Here is a 3806-nt window from a genome sequence, read left to right on the forward strand (position 1 = left end):
CTGCCGCCCACAGCGACGGATGCTCGCTGCGTTGCTCTTGAACCAGGCGTACGGCTCTCTCTCGGACCTCGGGGGAAAACTTGGTTTGCTTGCTCATGGGCTCCATTCTCTCAAGAATTGGAGCCTCCACTAAACCCGGGGCGGTTCATTCTTGCGAAGTCATTGTAGGCAAGGTGGCCGTGGAAAAGCGCTTGACCAGTGTCGTTATGGGAGAGTTGTTTCTCAAGCATCCATTCTCGAGACCCCTCATCGGAGCCGGCGATCATCGCGTGCGCATTCATTGTTGGCGCGTCCTCGCACGATTTCCGGTTAACGTCGTGATTGCCAGGGACCACCCAAATGCTGTCCCTGTCGCACCCGCAGATTTCAGCCAGACCGATCAGCCATTCGCGAGCCTCGACGAACTCGCGGGGATCTGCCTGATAGGCGATGTCGCCCCCTACGAGAATTGCGTTAATTGGTCCTAGCGTCGCAGCACGCTTTGCCAGATCGCGTTCGAGGCGCGTTCGATAGGGCCGGTCCCGGTCGGTTGCTGGATCAAGGCACTGGGGTGCGCGGAAGTGGATGTCAGAAAGGTGAAGTATGCGCATAAACTATTTTTCGCACTCCGCAATGCCTCTTGGGCCACCGTATGGACTCCGGTCGGATTGCATGTAATCACTCGGTAGTTTGAACCAGGAAATCCTACGTACCCTTATCTAATCGATGCTGAGTCACCACGAGCAATGCCAAGTCAGTCATTGCCTCAAAGATGTACGGAGACGGAGCCGGGGGCACGATTTTTTACCTCGAGACTATCACGCCGCGACATCCATCGGCAACCTCGTGCAGCCACACTTTCACCCTGACTAAAACGCGCATCAAATCGCAACCCTCCTCTTGCGGGATATAAAAAAAGGACTTTGAGTGCCGATTAGAAATCAACAACATGAATAAGCCTATGAAATGGAAAGTAGACCTCCGTTGTTCGACCGCGTCTCCCGCGTGATGGGATTCGTAAAAGATCTTCTTGAGATAGTGCTGAAACTTTCTCCGCTGGCGCTGGTACCTCCTGCTCTGACGGTGTGGGTCTATCTTCGCAAGTTAGGCTGGTCGGAGCTGTTCGGCGAGTCAGTTGGATCGGTGCCAGGATTGTTAGCGCTGATATCTGGATCTGCGCTTATTTTGTTGTCATTTGCGCTTCAGGTCATTGCGCCTTCCCTCTTTTTCGGTGCAGCAGGGGAAGTCTTGGAAGGGGAGCGTCAGCATCCTGAGCTTGCAGCCAGTAAAGCATATTGGCTGCACTTCGTGCCAGTGATAGTTTGGCAGCTTTGCTTCAGCATCTCCATTGGATATTTTTCAGCGGAAATCACATCGCCAATCTTATTGGCTAGCGCTTTGTCATGGGCAATTTCCGCGTTGATGGCAGTAAAATATAGAAAGCAACTCATAACGAGGCGACTCGAAAAGTCAATTAATGATAAAAAGCGAGATAGCGTTGTGTGGGGTTATGCCAGGTACATTATATTTATGATGGCAGTGAGCATTTGTCCGTTGATTATATCTATCAGTTCGGCGGTGGCTATTTTAGGAATGTGGTGGGTTGCTGAGGGTTTTGGGATTGCCAATCCATTGATTTTCGTAATCCTCTGCTGCGTAACCGCATTTGTCAGTATTATCCCGGGGTTGGCGTACTTGAGTGCAAGGATAGAAGGTCATCCTCCGCGAAAATTGTGGTTCCTGACCGCCGTGGCCGTCGGTGGCGTGCTCTACGTAGCAATGACTGTCGCTCTCTTTATGGCGCCAATTTCAAAACAATCCCTAGAGCTTGCTGGAGTTAATGACAAACGACCTCACGTCTACCAACTGCTTAACGAATCGCTCCTTCCGTCGGTGTATGCGGCCGGAATTCCCGCATATTCGACTAGACTATTTACAGCGGCAGGTAAGGAGGGAATTTTCTTGGGTGCATATCTCCAGTTCAATTTTGGCGGAATCAAGCTCTTGTGCGTCAAGCATTATGACGCTTACGAGGAATCGGGTCGGAAGGCGGCAGCAAGGGAGGCGGAAGAGCCATCTAATGACCGGAGAGGAAAAGGTTGCGTCCCGTTCAAAAATGAAGATGTTCGTGCGCTACGCGCTGCAAATTAGTAGCTGCGTTTCTAGTATTTCGCTGAGCTTTCTGCAAAGCAGCTGATCCCACGGGCCAGTCTCCACCACTCTGCCCGCAGACGGTCTCTGGATGCCAACGCGTTTCGAACGACTTCGAACATTATGTCGAAAATCCCGTTCGATCCTTGGGTCAACTGGTATATCTGCGTAAAATCAACTCTCCTAGGCTGTTCGTGTCGATCCGACCTTGTGCCAGCAGCCAGCGAATTCCAATCGCATAGGCGGTGCTGCCTGGTCAGGGAGGGAGATCGGTTTAGCGCAGTTTGCTGCGATGTAGGAATCGCTGCACTATGCGAGCGATCCAGGATCGGGCGGCGGTCAGAGGCTTTGATGTGAGCACCTATGGTCGTCTGCCGATAAACTGATTCAATTCGGCAATCGCTGGATGCCTGTTCACGAGTCGCCCTAGTGTCACAGCCCTATTTATCGGGAGAGTCCCCGCAAGGGGGTAATCTGCTGTTCGGAACATCATTCCAACCTACGCTCCTCATTTAACATAAATTGCGTTACCCGCCGGTGTATGTGTAGAGGCTAAACCAGATGTCGCGGGCCATTTTGAAATGTCGGCAACGCAACGACATTCGCAATGCCCACGCCCAGCGCGCGATGGCAAAGCAGTTCCTCATTTTTTCCTTCGTCAGCATACGTAGGTGCCCATCTGGCTTGGAGGGCAGTTTTGCTACCTTGCTAATCGACAATCAGGGAGAAGTTTGATCCCTGGGGAGGCGCCCTGCGCAGATCTTGTCATGGGCGGAAGGGATCCACGGCGGCATACATTGGCAGACGAACGACTTACCCAAACTGGCTTCGGATTCAGTCAACCATACGCACCGTGTGCGGGGCGGACGGTCGGCGAACAGCTCCCGCCGCGGATCTTCGAACTCCATTTCTTGAAGTAGGCGGACGTAATGCTGCGCGCCCGCTGCCGCAAGTGGTGATTCGCAAAGTACGGCGGTGAGGTGCTGGTACGCTTTGGGAGCAGGCAGCTATATGCAGAGCTGCTTGTTCGCCGAGAGCTTCCTCAATATGCGCATCCTCCGTAGTGTCCTCGTTCCGGCTAGCGGTTTGGGGGGGCAGCCAGCGCCACAGGCTGATTTGCAATGTCTGGCGCACTGCGGAGGTTGGGCGCGGCCGCACCGGGCCGCCGCCACTGAGTATCGCGCCGGTGCAGGCGGGTGGCTCCTTGTGTGTGACTGCGGCCTCGGCGCCGTTCGGAAAACAGCTTAGCGATTCGAGTGATTAAAGGACTCATCATGGACTAGCTTAATTTTCGCACCTTGCTGTACCACTGTTTCTCCTCTTGCGGCGAATACGTGACCAATGAGCCACTTCAGAAATTACTTGCCAGCTAGGCATGGACGCATTAGTATTCGCTCCCCCCTGCAGCAAGCCAACGCTTCAACGCGGCGGGTGAGAATGACTGATGGGATTTCCGCGTCGAGCAACGCTTGCCAAGGAAAAGTAAGAAATTCTCAGAAAGAATTGACTAATTAGGGAAAACCCTTAATAATCTCATTTCTCTGCTGCTGACGCAAACGACGCAGCGACGCAGACGGCAAAGCCGGATGCGCAAGTTCTTTAACAACCAAACAACCGATAAGTGTGGGCGCTTGATGGCGAACGCGCCGGAGGCTTCGGTCTTCGGAATGCTTCAA

General features: G+C 53.3%; 2 protein-coding genes. One reads left to right on the forward strand and one right to left on the reverse strand.

What is annotated here, in order from left to right:
- Positions 1–110: 110 nt before the first annotated feature.
- On the reverse strand, positions 111–590 hold the full coding sequence (locus AC1DOX_RS30770; RefSeq protein ID WP_477114092.1) for a metallophosphoesterase family protein: 480 nt from the start codon (positions 588–590) through the stop codon (positions 111–113).
- Positions 591–963: 373 nt separating this feature from the next.
- On the opposite strand from AC1DOX_RS30770, the gene AC1DOX_RS30775 reads away from it, so the two are divergent.
- The gene (locus AC1DOX_RS30775; protein WP_477101611.1) at positions 964–2130 is read left to right on the forward strand and encodes a hypothetical protein; all 1167 of its coding nucleotides are present in this window, start codon (positions 964–966) and stop codon (positions 2128–2130) included.
- The last annotated feature ends 1676 nt before the right edge of the window (positions 2131–3806 follow it).

The organism is Cupriavidus sp. 01L415 (genome assembly GCF_056400065.1).